At 68.1% G+C, this 19,860-nt stretch carries 17 protein-coding genes and 1 tRNA gene; 6 read left to right on the top strand and 12 right to left on the bottom strand.

The genetic code is table 11. The annotated features are described in order from the left end of the window. Positions 1 to 77: 77 nt before the first annotated feature. On the top strand, positions 78 to 611 hold the full coding sequence (locus AB7M35_RS14245; protein ID WP_453960885.1) for a GNAT family N-acetyltransferase: 534 nt from the start codon (positions 78 to 80) through the stop codon (positions 609 to 611). Between the two features lie 155 nt (positions 612 to 766). Here AB7M35_RS14245 and AB7M35_RS14240 read toward each other — a convergent pair. The 5 genes from AB7M35_RS14240 to AB7M35_RS14220 form a co-directional block, all read right to left on the bottom strand. Next, positions 767 to 843, bottom strand: a tRNA-Arg gene (locus tag AB7M35_RS14240). Positions 844 to 1,129: 286 nt separating this feature from the next. Then, complete coding sequence (gene ftsY, locus AB7M35_RS14235; protein WP_453960884.1) at positions 1,130 to 2,503, bottom strand: signal recognition particle-docking protein FtsY; 1,374 nt, start codon at positions 2,501 to 2,503, stop codon at positions 1,130 to 1,132. Beyond that, complete coding sequence (mtaB, locus tag AB7M35_RS14230) at positions 2,500 to 3,807, bottom strand: tRNA (N(6)-L-threonylcarbamoyladenosine(37)-C(2))-methylthiotransferase MtaB (protein ID WP_453962540.1); 1,308 nt, start codon at positions 3,805 to 3,807, stop codon at positions 2,500 to 2,502. Before mtaB ends, ftsY begins: the two co-directional genes overlap by 4 nt. Positions 3,808 to 3,910: 103 nt before the next feature. Beyond that, positions 3,911 to 4,798 carry a diaminopimelate epimerase gene (gene dapF, locus AB7M35_RS14225; protein WP_453960883.1) on the bottom strand — a complete coding sequence of 296 codons (888 nt, stop codon included), beginning with the start codon at positions 4,796 to 4,798 and terminating at the stop codon, positions 3,911 to 3,913. A 27-nt stretch (positions 4,799 to 4,825) separates the two neighbouring features. Next, on the bottom strand, positions 4,826 to 5,461 hold the full coding sequence (locus AB7M35_RS14220; RefSeq protein ID WP_453960882.1) for a L,D-transpeptidase family protein: 636 nt from the start codon (positions 5,459 to 5,461) through the stop codon (positions 4,826 to 4,828). A gap of 227 nt (positions 5,462 to 5,688) precedes the next feature. On the opposite strand from AB7M35_RS14220, the gene AB7M35_RS14215 reads away from it, so the two are divergent. Continuing rightward, positions 5,689 to 6,402, top strand: coding sequence for a response regulator transcription factor (locus tag AB7M35_RS14215; RefSeq protein WP_453960881.1), 714 nt, complete (start codon positions 5,689 to 5,691; stop codon positions 6,400 to 6,402). Then, a complete protein-coding gene (locus tag AB7M35_RS14210) occupies positions 6,399 to 6,881 on the top strand; it encodes a cyclic nucleotide-binding domain-containing protein (protein ID WP_453960880.1) in 483 nt (160 codons plus the stop codon). Before AB7M35_RS14215 ends, AB7M35_RS14210 begins: the two co-directional genes overlap by 4 nt. 42 nt (positions 6,882 to 6,923) lie before the next feature. Here the strand turns inward: AB7M35_RS14210 and AB7M35_RS14205 are convergent, their stop codons facing one another. Continuing rightward, positions 6,924 to 8,978, bottom strand: a complete 2,055-nt coding sequence (locus AB7M35_RS14205; protein WP_453960879.1) for a putative bifunctional diguanylate cyclase/phosphodiesterase — start codon at positions 8,976 to 8,978, stop codon at positions 6,924 to 6,926. 353 nt (positions 8,979 to 9,331) lie between these two features. On the opposite strand from AB7M35_RS14205, the gene AB7M35_RS14200 reads away from it, so the two are divergent. From AB7M35_RS14200 to AB7M35_RS14190, 3 genes are all read left to right on the top strand, one after another. Beyond that, the gene (locus tag AB7M35_RS14200) at positions 9,332 to 10,021 is read left to right on the top strand and encodes a class I SAM-dependent methyltransferase (RefSeq protein WP_453960877.1); all 690 of its coding nucleotides are present in this window, start codon (positions 9,332 to 9,334) and stop codon (positions 10,019 to 10,021) included. A 240-nt stretch (positions 10,022 to 10,261) separates the two neighbouring features. Continuing rightward, the gene (locus AB7M35_RS14195; RefSeq protein WP_453960876.1) at positions 10,262 to 11,197 is read left to right on the top strand and encodes a DnaJ C-terminal domain-containing protein; all 936 of its coding nucleotides are present in this window, start codon (positions 10,262 to 10,264) and stop codon (positions 11,195 to 11,197) included. Next, on the top strand, positions 11,194 to 11,526 hold the full coding sequence (locus tag AB7M35_RS14190) for a chaperone modulator CbpM (RefSeq protein WP_453960874.1): 333 nt from the start codon (positions 11,194 to 11,196) through the stop codon (positions 11,524 to 11,526). Before AB7M35_RS14195 ends, AB7M35_RS14190 begins: the two co-directional genes overlap by 4 nt. Positions 11,527 to 11,535: 9 nt before the next feature. Here AB7M35_RS14190 and AB7M35_RS14185 read toward each other — a convergent pair whose 3' ends face one another. From AB7M35_RS14185 to AB7M35_RS14160, 6 genes are all read right to left on the bottom strand, one after another. After that, positions 11,536 to 12,897: a UbiD family decarboxylase gene (locus tag AB7M35_RS14185; protein ID WP_453962539.1), complete on the bottom strand. Its 1,362-nt coding sequence runs from the start codon at positions 12,895 to 12,897 to the stop codon at positions 11,536 to 11,538. A 182-nt stretch (positions 12,898 to 13,079) separates the two neighbouring features. Continuing rightward, positions 13,080 to 13,877 carry an enoyl-CoA hydratase/isomerase family protein gene (locus tag AB7M35_RS14180; protein ID WP_453960873.1) on the bottom strand — a complete coding sequence of 266 codons (798 nt, stop codon included), beginning with the start codon at positions 13,875 to 13,877 and terminating at the stop codon, positions 13,080 to 13,082. Then, positions 13,874 to 15,409, bottom strand: a complete 1,536-nt coding sequence (locus AB7M35_RS14175) for an AMP-binding protein (protein WP_453960872.1) — start codon at positions 15,407 to 15,409, stop codon at positions 13,874 to 13,876. Before AB7M35_RS14175 ends, AB7M35_RS14180 begins: the two co-directional genes overlap by 4 nt. Next, the gene (locus AB7M35_RS14170) at positions 15,402 to 15,932 is read right to left on the bottom strand and encodes a (2Fe-2S)-binding protein (RefSeq protein ID WP_453960871.1); all 531 of its coding nucleotides are present in this window, start codon (positions 15,930 to 15,932) and stop codon (positions 15,402 to 15,404) included. Before AB7M35_RS14170 ends, AB7M35_RS14175 begins: the two co-directional genes overlap by 8 nt. Then, on the bottom strand, positions 15,920 to 16,747 hold the full coding sequence (locus AB7M35_RS14165) for an FAD binding domain-containing protein (protein WP_453960870.1): 828 nt from the start codon (positions 16,745 to 16,747) through the stop codon (positions 15,920 to 15,922). The genes AB7M35_RS14170 and AB7M35_RS14165 overlap by 13 nt, the downstream gene beginning before the upstream one ends. Further along, the gene (locus AB7M35_RS14160) at positions 16,744 to 19,728 is read right to left on the bottom strand and encodes a xanthine dehydrogenase family protein molybdopterin-binding subunit (protein WP_453960869.1); all 2,985 of its coding nucleotides are present in this window, start codon (positions 19,726 to 19,728) and stop codon (positions 16,744 to 16,746) included. Before AB7M35_RS14160 ends, AB7M35_RS14165 begins: the two co-directional genes overlap by 4 nt. Between the last annotated feature and the right edge of the window lie 132 nt (positions 19,729 to 19,860).

Here is a 19,860-nt window from a genome sequence, read left to right as displayed (position 1 = left end):
CCCGCGTCAATGCCCGGACACCGGAGCCAATCCGACCGGCTTGATCGCCCCCCTTTCCCTCGATCTGGAAACACCCGATGACAATCTCGCCGAACAGGAGCCGCATTACCCTCGACATTGCGGCCGAGGCCGACCTGCCCCGCTTCCGCAAGGAACTCCAGGAGGCTTTCGCGATAGCCGTCGTGGAAACGTACGGATCGGATGGCGACGAGGCGATACCGTCCGACGAGGATGTGGCCGCCTCCTTCGCAGCGCCGAACGCGGTGGTTCATCGCATTCTCGAGGACGGACGCTGGGTCGGCGGGGCCGTCGTGTCGATCGACGCCCGAACGCGGCACAACTCGCTCGACTTGTTCTATGTCCGAGCGGAGGAGATCGGCCGGGGCATTGGTCGCAAGGCGTGGGCCGCGATCGAACAGCGCTATCCCGATACCGAGGTCTGGACGACCCACACGCCATACTTCGAAAAGCGCAACATCCACTTCTACGTCAACGTCTGCGGCTTCCACATCGTCGAGTACTTCAACAAGCACCACCCGGATCTTTGCCATCCTCCGAGCTCGGACCTGCCCGGGGACGACGGAATGTTCCGCTTCGAGAAACGCATGTGATCCGCAGAGATGGGGGCGAGCCATCGCGCAAGCGAGCCGGTCTTCTTCGCCCACGAACGCCGCCGCCTCACGCTTGCACACGCACAGGCCGAGCCTCTGCGCCATGCGCAGGGGTTTGCCTTATGGTCAGTTGCATCGAGGGAGCTTGGCGGTGTTGGTGCACCCGACAGGATTCGAACCTGTGACCTCTGCCTTCGGAGGGCAGCGCTCTATCCAGCTGAGCTACGGGTGCCAGGCGCGGCCGGGGCCGCGCATTGCCTGATCGGCGCGAACGAGGTCGCGCGAGCCCCTTCCATATAAGATGACGGCGCCCGCTTCAACGGCGCGGACGCGGTTCGGCACGAGTTTCTGCAGGGACAGGAAATCCATCGCCTCCGATGGAGGGTCGGGGCGGGTCCGGTGTAGCCGGACAAAGGCGATCCGGCGGGTTCCCCGATCGGCATGTTCAGGTTGAAAGACCAAGAGGCCGCCGCGTCGACGGCTTCGGTCCTTCCCATGACGCCGATGGCGGGCCGGCCCTAGTTCCTGCCGTCCCGCAGGCCGGCGATCGCCGAGGCGAAGTCGTCCGCCCTGAACGGCGCGAGGTCGTCGATCCCCTCGCCGACGCCGACGAAGTGCACCGGCATCTTGTGGCGCGCGGCAATGGCGACGAGGATGCCGCCGCGCGCCGTGCCGTCAAGCTTGGTCATCACCAGACCGGTCACGCCGACCGACTTCGTGAAGATTTCCACCTGGTTCAGCGCGTTCTGGCCGGTGGTCGCGTCGAGCACCAGCAGGACCGCGTGCGGCGCCTCCGGGATCTTCTTGCGGATGACGCGGACGACCTTCTCCAGCTCCGCCATCAGCTCAGCCCGATTCTGCAGGCGGCCGGCGGTGTCGATCAGGATCGTATCCGCGCCCGACGTCTCGGCCTCCTCCAGCGCGTCGTAGACGAGGCCGGACGCATCGCTGCCCGTCGGGCGCGACACGACGCGGCTGCCCGTGCGCTCGCCCCAGATCTTCAGCTGCTCCACGGCGGCCGCGCGGAAGGTGTCGCCGGCGGCGAGCACCACGGTGCGGCCTTCGCGCTTCAGCTTGGCGGCGATCTTGCCGATGGTGGTCGTCTTGCCGGTGCCGTTGACGCCCACGACGAGGACGACGAACGGCTGCTTGGCGGTGTCGATCGCGAACGGCACCTCGACCGGCGCAAGCACCTTCGCCACTTCCTCGGCCAACACCTGGCGCAGCGCGTCGGCCTCGATGCCCTTCTGGTAGCGCGCATCGGACAGCCGGTCGGTCACCGCCATCGCCGTTTCCACGCCGAGATCGGCCTGGATCAGCACGTCTTCCAGGTCCTGCAGCGTTTCCGCGTCGAGCTTGCGCTTGGTGAAGAGGCCGGTGACGCCTTCGGTCAGCGACGACGATGTGCGGTCGAGACCGCTGAACAGGCGCCGGAAGAACCCCTCGCGGGTCTCCGGGACGGCCGGCACGGGTTCGGGCCCCACAGGCGCGGGCTCCTGCTCGACGGGTTCCGGCCCGGAAGCCAGGGACGGCAGGTCTTCCCGCGGTTCGGCGGCGTCGTCCGGATCAGGTACGCCAGCTGGATCGACTTGCCAGGGCGCCTCGTCGGCAATGGCCGCCACATCTTCGGCCGGGGCGTCCATGGCCGCTGGCGATCGATCGTCGTCCTGCGCAGCCGTGGCGCCTTCAATCTCGTTGGGGGCTTCGGCGTCCGGCGCGGCGCCCTCGCCCGATGCGCGGTCCACGTCGTCCGCCGGCGTGTCCTCGGGCGCGACGATCGCCTCGCGCTCGGTCTCCGGCGCCTCGGGGCCGGCCGCTTCGTCGGCACTGCGCCCGCCGAACAGGCGTCGCCACATGCCGGCCTTCTGACCGCTCTTCGGGCCCTCGCTCATGCCGCCTCCGAAACCGGTTCACCCAGTAGCCGGTCGCGCTCGGCACCCAGGATACGCGTCGTCACCAGCGCCCCGGCCGGGCCGGACACGGCCACAGGCGTGAACCCCTCGGTGCGGCCAAGACCCTCGCGCTCGATCAGAACCTGACGCACCCGGCCCACCTCGGACGCCAGGTGATCGGCAAAGGCTCGGTCGCCCTCGGCCCGCAGGCGCGCCGCCCGCTCCTTCACCACCGGCCGGGCCAGTTGCGGCATGCGCGCCGCCGGCGTTCCGGGGCGCGGCGAAAACGGGAACACGTGGAGATGGGTCAGGCCGCAATCGGTCACCAGCGCCCGCGTGTTCTCGAACATCGCATCGGTCTCGGTCGGGAAGCCGGCGATCAGGTCGGCGCCGAACACCACATCCGGGCGCAGCGAACGCACCGCATCGCAGAAGCGGATCGCGTCGTCGCGCAGATGCCGGCGCTTCATGCGCTTCAGGATCATGTCATCGCCGGCCTGCAGCGACAGGTGGAAATGGGCCAGAAGGCGCGGCTCGTCGGCGATCGCCGCCATCAGCGCCGGGTCGACCTCGATGGAATCGATCGACGACAGTCGCAGGCGGGCGAGATCGGGCACGTAGGTGAGGATCTTCTGGACGAGATCGCCAAGCTTCGGCGTGCCGGGCAGGTCGGGGCCGTAGCTGGTCAGGTCCACGCCCGTCAGCACAACCTCGCGGTAGCCGTTGTCGACCAGCCGGCGCACCTGATCGACCACCATGCCGATGGGCACCGAACGCGCGTTGCCGCGGCCGTAGGGGATGATGCAGAAGGTGCATCGGTGGTCGCAGCCGTTCTGGACCTGCACGAAAGCGCGCGCCCGACCGTCCAGGCCGTCGACGAGATGCCCCGCCGTCTCGCGCACGCTCATGATGTCGTTGACGCGGACGCGCTCGCCGGCGCCGATACCGAAGCGGGCGAGGTCGCTCCAGGTCTCCGCATCCGTCTTGGCGTCGTTGCCGAGGACGAGGTCGACGGCGTCGATACCGGCGAAGGTCTCGGGTTCCGTCTGGGCCGCGCAGCCGGTGACGACGATCTTCGCCGTCGGCCGCTCGCGCCGCAGCCGCCGGACGGTCTGGCGGGCCTGGCGCACGGCCTCGTTGGTTACCGCACAGGTATTCACCACGACCAGGTCAGTGTGGCCTGCCGCCTCCGCCTCGCGTCGGATCATTTCCGATTCCAGCGTGTTCAGGCGGCAGCCGAGCGTCAGCACATCAACGCGACCGCCGGCGCCATTGGCAGCCGGAGGACTGTCGCCCGTGTCGATCTCGGTCGTCGTCGTGGTCAAGGTGCAGGCTCTTTCGATGATGTCGCGCCCATGGCCGGCGGGCCGGGGGGCGGGTCAGGTCTCGTCGCGGGAGGGGGAAGAGTCAACCCGCGGCGGCTGCCGGCGCGTCGGCCTCAAGCTGGAAGGTGCCGAACTCGGGATCGAGCGTGCCGGCGAAATCCGTCTCCACGCCGCCGGCCATCACGATGGTCCCGTCCTCGGCGATGGCGATCTCCAGGTCGCCACCCGGCAGCCCGATCGTCACTGAGGAACCGGTGCGTCCGGTTCGGTAGGCAAGCGCCGCCGTCGCGCAGGCGGCGGTGCCGCAGGCCCGGGTCAGCCCGGCGCCACGCTCCCAGACCCGGATGTCGATGCGGCCCCGGTCGACGACCCGCGCCAGCGTCACGTTGATGCGACGCGGAAACAGCGCATCGTGCTCGATCGCGGGTCCGATACGCCCAAGGTCGATCGCGTGGGGATCGGCGACCCAATAGACGATGTGCGGATTGCCGACATTGACGACGCTGCCAGCGCCCAGCCCCGCACCGTCAGCGGCGGCAACGCCCGTGACGGCATCGGTGTCATCGACCGCCGCTGCGAGCGGGATGTCCGCCCATCCGAACCTGGCATGGCCCATGTCGACGGCGATCACGCCGTCATCGCGCCGCCATGCCCGGAGACGCCCGCCGAGGGTGTTGATGGAGAGGGCGCTGGTGTCGACGTCGGAGATCAGCCGGTCGGCGATGCAGCGGGCGGCATTCCCGCAGGCCTCGACCTCGCCGCCGTCGGCGTTGGCGATCCGCATGAAGACATCGGACCCGTCCGGGTCCGGCTCGAGCGTGACGATCTGGTCGAACCCGATCCCTCCGTCGCGCGGCGACAGGCGCCGGATCGCCTCCGGGCGCAGCGCGATCGACGCGTCGCGACCGTCCAGCACGACGATGTCGTTGCCAAGGCCATTCATCTTCACGAAGGGGATCGAAGTTGTCATGGTACCGCTGTGTTGCCGTTGTCTCCGCTATATGGCCGATCTCCGGCCCCGGAAAAAGGGGCGGGCCTCCCGATGGCGCCTCACGGGCCGCCCCTCGACCCCCACCAGAACCGGTCTGTCGCGCACGAGAGCGTCGGCAAGCCGGCGCCAAACGGCGTACGGCACCGCCACGCAGCCGGCAGTCGGCAGAAGTCCTTCGCGGCTGCAGTGCAGAAAGACCGCGCTTCCACGGCCGCGCACGCGCGGCACCCGATTGTGGTCGGTGATCACGACCACGTCATAGAGATGGTCGTCCCGCGTGAGTGTCTCATGCGAGGCGGCAAAGGGAAGCCGTACGTAGCGATTGTACTGCTCCGAGCGCGGCTCGTCCGCCCAGCCGTCGTTCCGCCGGACCGGCCGGACTGGCAGGTCGCCCCCCGGCACAGCCACCCTGTCGGCCCGGAAAAGCACCGCCAGCGGCCGGAATCGGCCGATCGGCGTGGCCCCATCCCCCTCCGCCTTGAGGGCCGAGATCCCGCCTCTTCCGAGTGCGCAGGCGATCACTCGTCCATCGACGTTCAGGAGACCCTGGGTAGGTTTTCCGGGCCTCGGCCGCACCCCGACGGGGGTTGCCGCGCCGCGAATCCTGGCACGCGGACGCAGGCCGGGAACGACGGGCCTCATCCTGCCACCTTGACTTGGGGGACGGCGGCCGGCCTTTCGGATAATAAGGGTTGCATAGGCTTATGTGTCTCTTGATGATTCGCCGACACCTGACTGATCAGATGGAACTACCTCGGCAACAAGAATTGGCTCCGGCTGCATTGGATTGAGCATATCCCCTCCGTTCAGATAGCTTCAACGTGAACGGCGTATGCTCCGCGCAACTGAAGGGCACCAGAGGACGTTTGATGACCGCCCGCAAGATCCTGATCGTCGATGACGACGAAGACCTCCGCGACGGCCTCGCCGAACAGCTTGGGCTTTACGACGAGTTCAAGGTTCTCCAGGCACCGACGGCCGGCAAAGGCATGGAAACGGCCAAGGAAGAACGGGCCGACCTTGTGCTCATGGATGTCGGCCTGCCCGACATCGACGGTCGCGAGGCGGTGAAGCTGCTTCGCAAGGCCGGTTTCAAGGCGCCCGTCATCATGCTCACCGGCCAGGAGGGCGATTCCGACACGATCCTCGGTCTCGAGGCCGGCGCCAACGACTACGTCACCAAGCCGTTCAAGTTCGCCGTCCTGCTTGCCCGCATCCGCGCGCACCTGCGCCAGTACGAGCAGAGCGAGGATGCCACGTTCGCCATCGGCCGTTATTCCTTCCGCCCGAGCGCCAAGCTTCTTGTCGACGAGCGCGGGTCCAAGGTGCGGCTGACGGAGAAGGAAACGGCGATCCTGAAGTATCTCTACCGGGCCGGCGAGCGGCCAGTGACGCGCGACGTGCTGCTGCACGAGGTCTGGGGCTACAACTCCGGCGTCACCACCCACACGCTCGAAACCCACATCTATCGCCTCCGCCAGAAGATCGAGCGCGACCCGTCCAGCGCGGAACTTCTGGTGACCGAAGGCGGCGGCTACAAGCTCGTTCCGCAACCGTCCGAAGGCGAGGCCGGGACTATATGAGTCTGACCCGCGATATCGCGGTGATGCGCAAGACTCCGCTGCTCGCGGGAATGTCCGACGAACAGTTGCGCCTGCTTGCCTTCTCCAGCGAAACGCGCCGGCTCGAGCCGGGCGAGATGCTGTTCGACATGAACGCGCCAGCGATGGGGGCGGGCGTCATCGCCTCGGGCAAGCTGTCCGTGACCGAGACCGCGCGCGGGGGCTCCCCCCGCACGCTCGGCCCGGGCAGCATCGTGAACGGGCTGGCCCTCCTTCTCGAGGGACGTCCGAGCGCCCGCGCCGTGGCCGAAGAGACCTCCGAGGTGATCGTTCTCGCCCGGACCCAGTTCCGCAAGATCCTGGTGGAATATCCCGAGACGGCGCGCGAGCTGCAGGCCCGGCTCGCGGAGAACCTGATATCGATGACCGCGGATCTCGATGGGGTTCGCGAAAGGCTGCTCGCCGTCGGCGACCGGCTCCCGCCGAAGCGGCCGAGCTGAGCCCCGCTTAGATCGGATCGGACGGACCGGAAGGCGCGCCGCCTAGACGGCTCCCCGGCTGACGCTTTCGTTGAGGGCGAGGAACGCGTCGAACGCCATCGGGCGGCCGAAGAAGTTGCCCTGGGCGTGGCGGATGCCGAGCTTGCGCAAGGCCGCCGCCTGCTCCTCCAGCTCGACGCATTCCGCGATCACGTCGATGTTGAGCGACGAGCAGATCCGCAGGATGCCATCGACGATCGCCAGCTTGTGCGGATCGAAGTGGATGTCCTGGACCAGCAGCCGGTCGATCTTCACCTGCCGCACCGAGTAGGAATCGATCTGGATCAGCGACGAGAAGCCGGCGCCGAAATCGTCGAAGGCGAAGCTGAGGCCGCGATCGGCGAGTTCGCGCAGCCGTTCTCCCACGTGCCCCTGATCGCGATCGGTGACGGCGTCCTCCGACATCTCGATGATGAAGTCGCGGTAGCTCACCAGGTCGGTGTTCAGGAGCTGGGTCAGCAGGGTGAGGAACTCATGGTTGCGGATCTGGCTTCGCGAGATGTTCATCGAGAACGGCACGGCGTCCGCGAACGCCATCTTGTAGGTCGCCATGTTGTCGACCACCTGCCGGGTGATCTGGGCGCCGATCATCGGCGCCGTCTCGTAGTCGTCGATGGCGGCGAGGAACACCATCGCCTCGACGATCGTCTCGTTGCGCACCCACCGCGCCAGCACCTCGGCGCCCACCATCGCGCCGGTCTCCAGGTCGAACTGGGGCTGGTAGTAGGGAATGATCATGCCGGTCGCCAGCGCCGCGCGAACCTGGCGCAGGAGTTCGTCGCGCGCCTGCAGCTCATGGCCGAACCGCTTCTCGTAGACGGTGAGGCGTCGCTGGCGGCTGTGCTTGGTGCGGAACAGCGCGATGTCGGCGTTGCGGTAGAGATCCTCGCTGGTCTCGCCGTGCTCGGGATAGAGCGCGATGCCCATGCTCATGCGCACCGGGATCAGCGTTCCCCGGTAGTCGAACGTAAACTCGGTCGACTTGGTCAGCCGGTCCAGCGGCGGCTGCAGATCGTCGGTGGTCTTCAGGTCGCCAAGGATCACCGCGAACTCGTCCCCCCCGAGCCGCGCGATGGAATCCGTCGCCCGGGTCGTCTCGATGAGGATTTCCGAAATCTGCGTCAGCAGGCGGTCGCCGGCCTCGTGGCCGTAGACGTCGTTGACCATCTTGAAGTTGTCGACGTCGAGAATGACGAGGCCGATCTCCTCGTCGAACCGGTTGGCATGCTGAATGGCGCGCGCAAGCCGGTCCTGGAACAGCATCCGGTTGGGCAGGCCGGTGAGCGGATCGTGGTTCGCCGTCCACCACAGGCGCCGTTCGGCCTCCTTTTCCTCCGTCACGTCCTGCAGCACGCCGAACAGGCCGATCATGGCGTCGCCGTCGCGCTCGACCTCGCCGATCACCCGGACGAACTTCCGCGCTCCCGACGCCGTATCGATGGGCGAGGTGAAGGTGAACGCGGCGCCCGTGGCGATCGCATCCTCGAAATGCTTGCGGATGGATTGGCGGGTGTCCTCCGGATAATACCCGCATGCCTCGTCGAAGGTCGGGGCCTCGCCGGGCGGCAGGTCGTGGATCCGGAACACCTCGTCCGACCAGGAATGCATCCTCGTCTTCAGGTCGAGGTGCCACTGTCCCGTCTTCGACATCTTCTCGACGCGCGACAGCACCGCGTGCAGCCGCCTCACCGCCGCGGCATCCAGCGCGCTGTCGACGATCTGCAAGGCCATGCTCGCGATGTCGCCGAACGCGCTGTCGAGCTTCGGGGCAACGCTCTCCTCGCCAAGCACGACGATGGTCACCCGGGCTATGTCGTCGCCGATCGCCCCGGGACGCACCGCCACCGTCGTGACCTCTCCCCCTGCTGGGGCATCCTGCGTCGCATAGCTGCGCAGATCGGAGGTTCCGGCCGTCTGAACGGAATCGGCGAGGGCAGCCTCGACCCGGTGCGAGGTCGCATCGTCCGATGCGACAGCGCCCTTCCACACCCGCTCGTCAATGGACACGGCTACGCCAGCGCCCACGGCGCCGAACATGTGGCGGACAAGCGTCGCCACATTCGCCGTCTCGGCCCGCTCCCGACCGGCCGGTCGTCCCTGCTCCCCAAACAGACTTTTCATCAGCGACTAGTCAGCGTCCTTCGCGAATGTGTGCGGGTGCTCGCAGGGCCACCAAATTGTGCTATCGAACGACCTGTCCACGCCGTCACAACCCTCCAGTTGCTCGCCGTGAACCGGTGACCTCACCGCCTGTGATCTCTGGGCGGTGACGTCGTCGAAAGACTGCAATTTATGAACGCAACTCTTGGCAATTGGAACCGATAGATTTGGAAAAGATATGCCGCCGTTAAGTACAGAGCAACGACTGCGAGACCCCGACGGCTGCGCCAATCTGGTCACGGCTTGACAGCATGAGTCAGCCCATCACACCCGTTTGCCCGATTTGCGGAAGTAGCGCGTTCACCCACGGGCCGAACGGCCGGCTGTCTCCCGACGGGTCCCTGCCGCGCTGCGTCGATTGCCGGTCGCTGGAGCGGCACCGCGCCTATCGCACGGCCTTCGCCGCCCTCGATCCGTCCCGCTTTTTCGACTTGCAGGCGCTGCAGTTCAGCCCGGACCCGGTGGTGGAACGCGGCTGGTTCGGCCATCACGAGATCTCCGAATACGGCACGGCGAGCGAGCTCGACCTGCAGGCGATCGACCGGGCGGACGACGCCTTCGACGTGGTGATCGTCAACCACGTGCTGGAGCACGTCGAGGACGACGGCGCCGCGCTGGGTGAACTCGACCGGGTCGTGCGGGCCGACGGCTTCGTGTTCCTGTCTGTCCCCGATCCCGCCCGCGTGCCGGCCACGCGTCACTACGGCCGTGCCCGCGAGGACAAGCATGGCCACTGGCGGGTCTACGGCCCGGATATCATCGATCGCTTCGCGGAGGCGCTGCCGCACTGCTTTGTCGTCACCCTGCAGCCGTCCGACCCGGTAACCGGGGCGCCGGACACCGCCTACCTGATCACGAGATCCGCGGACGTTGCGGCCGACGCCTCCCGCCGGCTCGACGCTGCCGGCATTGCCACCGCAATCCAGTCGCCCACCGGCTGACGAGCGGGCCGGAAGGCGGGAACCTTTTGCGCTCTTCCCGCCTCTCCCATCGACAGCGACAGGCGGCGGATTCAAGATGGCATCCCGTCGGTTTGATTCAGATCCGGTCTGTCGCGACGGGACCTGGGCTAGAAAGGCATACGGACCTGCGGGACCGGCCTCTGCCGATCCCGCTCTAGGCTAAGAATGACGCGGCTCCGCCCCGCCGCAAGCGCCTCAAGCAATCGGGAAGTCTGATCCGTGGCAAAGAACCCCTACGAGATCCTCGGCGTCGCCGCCGATGCGACCCACGACGACATCCGCAAGGCCTATCGCAAGCTCGCCAAGAAGAACCATCCGGACCTCAACCCCGGCGATGCCGCGGCGGCCGACAGGTTCGCCGAGATCGCCAGCGCCTACGACATTCTGGGCGACACCGAGAAGCGCGGCCGCTTCGACCGCGGCGAGATCGACGCCAGCGGCAACGAGCGCCCGGCGCCCGGCTACTATCGCGACTACGCGGAAGCGCCGGAAGGCCACCCCTACGCCTCGTCGGCCGGCTATGAGGACCTCGGCGACATGTCGGACTTCTTCTCCGACATCTTCGGAGCCCGTGCGCGCGCGGGGGGCGCGGGGGGCGGCTCGGTCCGCATGCGCGGGCAGGACGTGCGCTACCATCTGGAGGTCGACTTCCTGGAAGCCGTCACCGGCGCCACCAAGCGCGTGACCATGCCGGACGGCAAGTCGCTGGACATCGCCATTCCCGAAGGCCTGAACGACGGCCAGACCATTCGTCTCAAGGGCCAGGGCGGACCGGGCTACGGCGGCAGCCCCGCCGGCGACGCTTTCGTCGAGATCAGCGTGCGGCCGCATCCGAGGTTCACCCGCGAGGGCGACGACATCGTGCTCGTGCTGCCGATCTCCATCGACGAGGCGGTGCTCGGCGCCAAGGTCGAGGTGCCGACGACCACCGGCCGGGTGGCCATGTCGGTGCCCAAGGGAGCCAGCGGCGGCCGGACGATGCGGTTGCGCGGCAAGGGTGTGAAAAAGCGCGGCGGGACCGGCTACGGCGACCAGCTGGTGCGTCTGCAGATCCGTCTTCCCGAGACGGTGGATGCGGAGCTCTCCGACTTCATAGAGAAATGGCGCGCCAGCCACGCCTACGATCCGCGCAAGACGATGGGAGAGGGCCGATGAGGTACACGGAAGATCAGGTCGTCGCCGAGATCCGCAGCCTCACCGTCGAGCGCCTGCGCGGCTGGGTGGCGGAGGGCTGGATCGTGCCGGCCACGGGCGAGACCGCCATCACCTTTACCGAGATCGACGTCGCCCGGGTGCGGCTCGTCTGCGAGCTGACCGACGACATGGCCGTCGGCGAGGAAGCCGTGCCGGTCATCCTGTCGCTGATCGACCAAGTGCACGGCCTCCGGAGCGAGCTGAAGCGCCTCGCGCTGGCTGTCGAGAAGCAACCCGAGCCGGTCCGCGACGCCATCCGGCGCGAGATTGCCGCCCTTCCGGCCGACTGAGCTGGCTCGTTACCGGACGATCACGTGATCCGCGACGTCACCGTCGGGATCGATGACCGCGTCCAGGTCGATTTCCTCCTCGCCGGGCACGCGGATGCGCTTGAACGTCATCTCGTCGGCATCCAGCGGGATCGTTGCGTCGAAGCCCATCTTGGCGCCGACGCCGTCGTCCGTCGACGGATCGAGCTTCGAGCCGAGCGCGTTGCCGATGACCACCATGTCCCGGTCCGCCTGAAAGCGCGTCGCGACCGCCCACTCCACTTCGTCCGCGTTGTGGATGTCCACGTCCTCGTCGACGACCACCACGTGCTTGATGTCGTAGTGGGCGGCGAACGCGGCGAGGATGACGTTCTTCGCCTCGCCTTCGAAGCGCTTCTTCATCTTCACGTACAGATGGTAGCGGCACACCCCGCCCTTCGGCAGATGCACGTCGCGCACGCTCGGGAACGAGCGCTGGATCGAGGTGAGGATCGTCGCCTCGCGCGGGATGCCACCGAGGATCAGGTGCTCCAGCCCACCGCCGACGATGGTATGGAAGATCGGCGCTGTGCGATGGGTGACCACGTCGACCTCGATGACATGGCGCTTGGCGCGTGGGCCGTAGTACTGCGGGAACTCGCCGAACGGCCCCTCGGGTTCGCGCGCCTCGGCCAGCACCCTGCCCTCGATGACAATCTCGGCGTCGGCCGGCACCCTTATTTCGCTCGACAGGCACTTCACCACGTCGATGGGACTTCCCAGAAGTGCCCCGGCCGTCTCCATCTCGTCCTGGTCGAGGGGCAGGATCGCCTGCGAGGCAAGCAGCAGCGCCGGGCTGGCACCAATGACGATCGCCACGTCCAGGTCGTGGCCCTCGGCCGCCGCGGTCTCGAAATAGTTGAGGGTGTGGCGGGGGAGCAGCAGCACGCCGAGGCGGTTCTTGCCCGACACCTGCAGCCGGTGGATCGCGACGTTCTGGGCGCCGGTCTTCGGGTTGCGGGCGATCGTCAGTCCAGCGGTGATGTAGGCGCCGGAGTCGTGCTCGTTGTGGGTCGGGATCGGCAGGATCTTCGTCAGGTCCGGATCCCGGTGGACCACCTCCTGGCAGGCCGCACCGGTGGTCTCCGTCCACGGGATCGGCTCGCGGACCGCCTGCTGGAAGCGCGGCAACAGCTCGCTTTCGTCGATGCCGAGCGACTCCGCCATCCAGGCCCGCTGGGAGGTCACGCCGGAAACGACCGGAACGTCATGGCCGTCGGGTGCGGGAAACAGCGTCGCCTTCACACCGTCCAGGCGGTTGGCAATGCCGGCGATCTCGAAGTCGAGCTTCGTTCCCGGCCGCGCGATCGCCAGCCGGTCCGTGGCGGCAAGATGAGTGAGCCACGCCCGCAGGTCGTAGAAGGCCCGGTCGTTCCTGCGCTCTTGGCCAGCACCGCGTGCGGCAGCCGTGTCGGTCGTGGTGGCCACGATCCCCTCCGTGATGGTGTCTGGAGCAGTCCCCGTCCGGATCGGGCGGACCCGGACGGGAGGGCAGCGGACGCCCTGCCGAGGCAGGCACCGCTGCCGGTCGGTCGTCAGCTTCCCTTGAAGACGGGCTTGCGCTTCTCGTGGAACGCTTCGACGCCTTCGCGGAAGTCGTCGGACGTCCTGAGCCGGCTGTAGCAGTGTCCCTCGAGCTCGATGGAGGTCGACAGGCTGGCATCCTCGGTGTCGTTCAGCAGCTTCTTCGCGGTGCGCTGGGCGAGCGGCGAAAAGGTCCTGAGCTCGTCGACCAGCGCGTCGGTCGCGGCCTCCAGCTCGCCGTCCGGCACGATCTCCGAGGCGATGCCCCAGTCGTAGGCTTCCTTCGCGGAAATCCGCTTCGACCGCATGACGATGTTCTTGGTGCGGGTGATGCCGACGATTTTCTGCAGGCGCGCAGATCCGCCGGAGCCCGGAATCTGGCCGAGCTTCTGCTCGGGCAAGGCGTACTGGCAGGTTTCCGACACGATGCGGAAGTCGCAGGCGAGCGACAGCTCGAAGCCGACCCCGAAGCAGTAGCCGCGGTTGGCGACGATAACCGGTTTGGCGCAGCGCGCCGGTGCGGCGATGTTCCAGGCGAGCTTCGACACGGTCTCCGGGCTCGCCTCGACGAAGCCCTTGATGTAGCCCCCGGACGAGAAATTCTCGCCCTCGGCGCGCACCACGATCACCCGCACCTCGTCCCGCTCGTCCAGCGCCTCGAACGCTTTGCGCAGCTGGTCACGCTGGGGCATCGTCACGACATTGAACGGCGGGCGGGCAAGCACGATGTCGGCGCGCTCGCGGGCGGCGTCGATTTCGATGCGGAAACCATCGAGGTCTCCAAGTCCGAGGTCGATCGGACTGGTCATGCGGCAGACTCCTGTGTCGGCGGATTGGATTCAGGTGCGTAGTCGCCGGCGGTCAGCTTGCGGCGCAGGAGCTTGCCGACCGGCGATTTCGGGAGTTCGTCGACGAAGACGTACTTGCGGGGACGCTTGAAGTTGGCGAGGCCGGACTCGCGGCAGAATGCATCGAGCTGATCCGTGTCGATCGGCTTTGCGCGCTTGATGAAGGCGGCGACGATCTTGCCCCAGCGCTCGTCCGGCAGGCCGACGACGGCGACGTCCGCGACCGCATCGTTCAGCGACAGGCAGCTCTCCACCTCGATGGGCGAGACGTTTTCGCCGCCGGTGATGATCATGTCGTCGACCCGGCCGACCACGAACAGGTCTCCGTCGGCGTCGAAGTAGCCGCTGTCGCCGGTGAAGTACCAGCCGTCGCGCAGCGCCTTGGCATCGGCATCCGGCCGCTTCCAGTAGCCCTCGAAGGCCTCGTCGCCGGCCAGCAGCGCGATGATCTCGCCCTCCTCGCCCGGCCCCGCCAGGTCGTCGGGACTCGTCGCGCCGAGCTTCACGACCCGGATGATCTGATTGATGCCGGCGCGCCCCGCCGAGCCGGGCTTCGCCACCGCGTTCTGGTCGACGGTGAAGGTGTAGATTTCCGACGACCCGAAGTGATTGACGAAGAGGTCCGGTTTGAAGGCCGCATCGAGCCGCTTCAGCAGCCCGTCGGTCATCGAGGCGCCCGCGAACCCCAGCTTGCGGACGCTCGTAACGTCGGCATCCGCGAAGGCCGGATGGTGGACGAGGTCGTGATAGAGCGTCGGCACCAGGTAGAGATTGGTGATCTTCTCCTCGGCGATCAGCCGCAGCGCGGCCTCCGGCGCGAAGCGCGGCAGGCAGACGAACGCGCCACCGATCACCGACATCGCCAGCAGCGAGCGCACGCCCATGGTGTGGTAGAGCGGCATCACGCCCAGCGTCCGCTCGCCGTGGCCATAGACGTTCTGGGCGACATGGGCGATCGCGGCGGCGCGCTCGGCCCGGTGGCGGCGCGGTACGCCCTTCGGGCGCGACGTGGTGCCCGAGGTGTAAAGCATCACCGACCAGGCGTCGGCACCGGCACGGGCCTCTGCCTTCGGCACATCGGCGACATGCACGGCCTTGAAGGCGTCGTCATCGACCGACAGTGCCGGCACGGACGTCGCCTTCTCCGACCCGTCGATTGCCTCGCGCCACGCGTCCTCGAAGTAGATCGCGCGGATCTCGGCATCCTCGATGGCGTAGTCGATCTCGTCGGGCTTGGCGCGGAAGTTGAGCGGCGTGATGATCAGGCCGGCCAGCTGGCAGGCCCAGTGCAGCGTCGCCGCCTCGTAGCGGTTGGCCAGCACCGTCAGCACGTGGTCGCCTGGCTGGAGGCCGAGCGCATCGAAGTGGGCGACGACCCCTGAAATCCGCGCGTACCAGTCGGCATAGGTCAGGCGCACGTCGCCATCGACGATCGCCAGCGCCCTCGGATCACGGGCGACGCTTGCCAGGAAACTCCGGCCGAGATCAAGCATGGCGGGCCGCCTCTCCTTCGGTGTGCCGGGAGGCCCGCATTGCATCCGCCGCCGCGACGGCCGCCCGCATGATCGGACCGTAGCCGGTGCATCGGCACAGATGGCCGGACAGGTGCTCGCGGATCTCGTCTTCGGTGGCGTCCGGCGCGTCCTGCAGCAGCGCATCGAGCGACATCAGGATCCCCGGCGTGCAGAAGCCACACTGCAGGCCGAAGTGCGCCCGGAAGGCTTCCTGCAGCGGCGACAGGCTCTCCGCCGTCGGTGCCAGTCCCTCGACGGTCCGGACATCCGCACCCTCGGCCTGCACGGCCAGCGTCAGGCAGGCTCGGGCGAGCGTCCCGTCGATGCGCACCGTGCAGGCGCCGCAGACGCCGTGCTCGCAGCCGACGTGGGTACCGGTGGCGCCGATTTCGTGGCGCAGGAAGTCGGTCAACAGCATCCGCGGCTCGGCCTCGCCGGTGACGGGACGGCCGTTGAGGGTAAAGTGGACGCTGTGACGGCGACCGGCGGTCAGGCGCGGCATCGGACGGCCTCCTCGATGGTCTCGCGGCCGAGTCGGCGGACCAGCTCGCGGCGGTAGCGGGCGCTGGCATGCAGGTCGTCGCGAGCCTGCAGCGACCAGGCGAACTCATTCAGCGCGTCGTCGAGATCGCCACCGTCGGGCAGCGGCAGATCGCGCACGACGGGCACGTCCGCGACCCCTCCGACGGCCAGACGCGCACCGTGCGCATCGACCACCGCTGCGCACGCGACGATGGCGAAGTCGCCGTGGCGCCTGCCGATTTCGCGAAACGCGCAGCCGCTCCCCGGTGCGCGCGTCGGCAGCGAAACGCTCTCGATCATTTCGCCTGCGCGCAGGTCGGTCGCCATCATTCCCACAAAGAAATCAACGGCCTGCACCGTGCGGGTGCGGCTGCGCGCGCGCAGGGTGATGTCGCCCTGAAGTGCGCACAGAACCAGCGGAATCTCTGCGCTCGGGTCCGCGTGCGCGATCGATCCGCAGACCGTGCCGCGGCTGCGGGTCTGGGCGTGGCCGACCCACGGCAGCGCCGCCTTGGCGAGCGGCAGGTGCTCACCCAACCCGTCCCAGCTGAGGAGCGCGGCCTGGCGCACGCCGGCGCCGATCCGAACCCGGTCCCGGGCGACCTCGATCCGGGCGAGCTCGTCGAGCCCCATGATGTCGACCAGCAGCGACGGCCGGGCGAGGCGCATGTTGAGCATCGGCATGAGCGATTGGCCACCGGCCAGAACGCGCCCGTCCTCCCCGGCCTCGGCCAGCGCCTCGGCCGCCTCGGCGACGCTCTCCGCCTTCAGATAGTCGAACGCCGCCGGCTTCATCGGGCGCCTCCGAACAGGGTCCTGAGCCAGCTAACCAACCCGCCCCTCCCGCGCGTTCCCTTTGCTGCCGGCGCCGATCCGGCGCCGGCATGGCGGGCGAGCGCCTGGAAGAACTGGCCGATCACCACACGGGCCGCCCCGTCGAGGAGACGGCCACCGACGGAAGCGACCTTGCCGCCGATTTCGGCTTCGTAAGTGTAGGCGACCACCGTCTCGGACGGTCCGGTCTCAGTCAGGGTAACGCGGCCGGTGCCACGCCCGAAGCCGAGGCCGCCCTCCGCGAAGCCGCTGAGCGTCACGGCTTCCGGCGGATTCAGGTCCGACAGTTCGATCTCGGCGCGGTAGCGGCCCTTCACCGGGCCGACGCCGAGGGTCACGTCGGCGCGGAACTTGGTGTCGGTTACCTTCTCCACGGTGTGGGCGCCGGGCACCACGGCCTTGAGCGTTTCCGGATCGAGGAGCATGTCCCAGATCTGCTGGCGCGGCGCCTTCACCGTCGCCTTGCCCTCGCCCCGCAGCTTCCGGCCGCCGGCCTCGTCCGCCACCGGCGCGGGCCGGACCTTCGGCTGGCGTTCCACGCCGTGCAGGTGCTCGGAGATCTTCGAGGGGGTGAGCGGCAGCGTGACGTCGGAGATGCCGAGCGCATCGGCGACCGCGTTGGCGATGCACACCGGCGTCGACATGCAGTTGCCCTCGCCGACCCCCTTGGCGCCGAGCGGGGTGAACGGCGACGGGCTCTCGAAATGGAGGATCACCGGATCCGGTACCTCCATGGTCGTCGGGATGAGGTAATCGGCAAGCGTGCCCGAGAGGAAGCTGCCATCGGGCCCGTAGGCGTATTCCTCGTAGAGGGCCGCGCCCAGCGCCTGGGCGAACCCGCCCGTCACCTGCCCGTCGACCATCGCCGGATGCAGGATGCGGCCGCAGTCGTGCATGGTCACGTAGCGGTCGATCCGGACCTCGCCGGTAACCTTGTCGATCTCGACGCCGCAATAATCGAAGATGAAGCCGTGACAGAGCGAGGAGTTGATCTCGTCGTCCGCAGAGGGCGCCTGCAACTGCTCCGGCGTCCAGAAGACGGTCTCCTGGATGGTGTGGTCGACGCCCTCGGTCAGCGTCGCCGGCGCCCAGTGGCTGGCCGCCGCGACCCGCGAGAACGAGACGCCGTTTTCCGGATTGCCGCGCGCCACCAGCCGGCCCTTCTCGAAGACGACCTCTTCCGGCGGAATGTTGAGCTGGCTCGCGGCGAGACGCGCGAGCTTGTCGCGCAGCCGGTCGACGGCGAGCTTGGCGGCGCCGGCGACTGCCGGGGCAAAGCGGCTCGCGTAGTTGCCCGACGCGATTGACCACGCATCGCGGGAGGTATCGACGTCGGCGGTGACGCGGATCGCCGCCGGGTCGAGGCCGAGCCCGTCGGCGACGATCTGGGCAAGCACGGTGCGGTGGCCCTGGCCCTGGGGCACCGAGGCGACCTTGACCGAGACGCCGCCGAGGGGATCGAGGCCGATCGTGGCCACGGACTGGGCGCCATTCTTGGGTCCGGCCTTGGCGCGCTCCGCCGGCGTCAGCACCGTGGTGATGTAGCCCATGTTGGAGACCGACGGCTCGACCACGGCGGCAAGGCCGATGCCGTAGATCCGTCCTTCCGCCCGCGCCGCGTCGCGCCTCTCGATCAGCTCCGCCAGACCGCCGTCGGCCACGGCCATCTCCAGCGCTGCCGGATAGTCGCCGGAATCAAGCAGCGCGCCGGTGGCCGTCTTGTACGGAAAGGCGCCGGACGGCACGAGATTGCGGCGGATCACGTCGAGCGGATCGAGCTTCAACGTGCGGGCGATCTCGAAGACCAGCCGTTCCAGCGCGAAGTAGATTTGCGGCCCGCCGAAACCGCGGTTGAGGCCGGTGGGGGTCTTGTTGGTGAGCACGACACGGTTGTGGATGGCGACGTTCCGGATCGCGTAGGCGCCGGTCATGTTGCCGTGCATCCGGTAGAGGGTCGCCGGCTCCGGCGCCCGCAAGTGCGCGCCACAATCCTCGATCTGGTCCCAGCGGAGCGCGGTGATGGTGCCGTCCGCCGCCACCGCCGCGTCGATGCGGGTTGCGCGGTTGGTGGCGGAGACCGAGGCGGTCAGGTGCTCCAGCCGGTCCTCGATCCACTTCACCGGACGGCCCGTGGCACGCGCCGCGGCCGCCATCAGGATCATGTAGGGAAACACGCCCTGCTTGACCCCGAACGATCCGCCGGAATCGCGCGGCGTGCGCAATCGCAGACGGTTGCCGGGAACCCCCAGTGCGCGCGCCACCACCGCATGGATGGAAAACGGTCCCTGGAAGTTGGCCAGCACGTCGAAGCTGCCCTCGCCCGGATCGTATTCGGCGACGACGCCGTAGGTCTCGATGGGCGTGCAGGAATTGCGCGGATAGGTGACGTCGATCCCGATCGTGTGTGCCGCCGCCCCGAAGGCCGCGTCCGGATCACCGTAGGAGAACGAGCGCTCGGAAATGACGTTGCCGCCGAGCCCCTCGTGCAGCACCGGTGCGTCGGGTTCGACCGCCAGCCGCGGATCGACCACGGCGGCGAGCGGCGTGTAGCGCACGTCGATCAGATCGAGCGCGTCTTCGGCCAGATAGCGGTCGGACGCGACGACGAGGGCCACGGGCTCGCCCATGTAGCGGACCCGGTCGCGCGCCACCGGCCAGCATTCCACCGGCGCCTTGACGCCGACCAGGATCGAGCTGGTGAGGGCTGCAATGTCGTCGCCGGTCAGGACTGCGGCAACGCCCGGCGCGGCCCGCGCAGCCTCCGCGTCGATGCTGACGATGTCGGCGTGGGCGTGCGGAGAGCGAAGAACGGCCGCATGCAGCGTTCCGGGAGGCGCACCGAGGTCGTCGAGATAGCGGCCGCGACCGGCAAGCAGGGCAGCATCCTCGAAGCGCTGAAGGGAACGCCCGACAAAGCCGTCCGTGTCGAGAGCATCCTGCACGTGGGGGTCACCTCCGAGCCGGCGTGTTTTGCCGAACGAGTCATCATTCGGCCACCGTTTCCAACAGTGCTAATCGAGCGCAGCTATCACGGCAAATATGGTTTCCTGATCAAATGGATCATCGATCGTGAT

The organism is Amorphus suaedae (assembly GCF_053629675.1).
Note: the sequence above shows the minus strand (reverse complement) of the source record. Positions and strands in the feature narration are given on the sequence as shown.